The organism is Rhizobium sp. P28RR-XV (assembly GCF_012641385.1).
GTDB lineage: Bacteria > Pseudomonadota > Alphaproteobacteria > Rhizobiales > Rhizobiaceae > Rhizobium.
Map to the genome: position 1 here is coordinate 1 of NZ_JABAIG010000047.1, position 855 is coordinate 855.

2 tRNA genes are annotated in these 855 nt (G+C 55.4%); both read left to right on the plus strand.

Annotation, left to right across the window (positions count from 1 at the left end):
• The first annotated feature begins 181 nt into the window (after nucleotides 1-181).
• Nucleotides 182-258 (plus strand) — tRNA-Ile (locus tag HGP12_RS33745).
• Nucleotides 259-354: 96 nt separating this feature from the next.
• Nucleotides 355-430 (plus strand) — tRNA-Ala (locus tag HGP12_RS33750).
• Nucleotides 431-855 lie beyond the last annotated feature (425 nt).

An 855-nucleotide genomic window follows, 5' to 3' on the forward strand; every position in this document is an offset into this window, starting at 1 on the left:
AGATATGTCCCGATATGAACCTTCCCGTGCTTTTTAGAACATAGATGGCACCAGTCAGGTGACCATCGAAACGCAATACGCCACGGAAATGCTTTTAGCATTCGGATGGTATGGCGAGCCTCGCCGTCCACGTTTCTCTTTCTTCAAGAAGACAAAAAACCGCGTCGACCGGTTCCCGAATGGGCCCGTAGCTCAGTTGGTTAGAGCACACGCTTGATAAGCGTGGGGTCGGAAGTTCAAGTCTTCCCGGGCCCACCATTTGCATCTGCGAATGAGGGTTGGGAAGATGGAATGGCAGGCGATGTGGATTGTTGCCGAACCTTGGGGCTCAGGCCTTGAGGCGATCGAGCTGATGGGGCTGTAGCTCAGCTGGGAGAGCACCTGCTTTGCAAGCAGGGGGTCAGCGGTTCGATCCCGCTCAGCTCCACCATTGTTTTGTCCTGACGCTGTCGCGCCTTTGGCGCTGCGCTCCGGACGGGCCGCCGAACGATCGGCGACAGGCCTCTGGCCTGTATGGGTGGATGTAACGAAGTTTGTCTTCTGAAGAAAAAAAGGTTTTGCATCGGCTTTCGGGCTGGATGCGTGTTCTGCATACATTGTGAAGAGAAGATTGATCTGGAGGCTTCCAGGTGTTTTGAGCGACCGTAGGGTTGTTTGAGGCGTCCGAGCCCGGACCTGCTGATATCGTGGATGGCCTAGCCGGCTGGAAACGAAGGAGGGGACGGAGGTAGGAAGGAAGCTTGTCGCTCTGGGCCGTTGTTGTTGGTATCTTTATGGATGCCTCTGACGGACGGCTGGATTACCGTTGCCTGACCGCGCGGTATCGGATCCAATCTCGAGAAGCTGGTCTTAAGA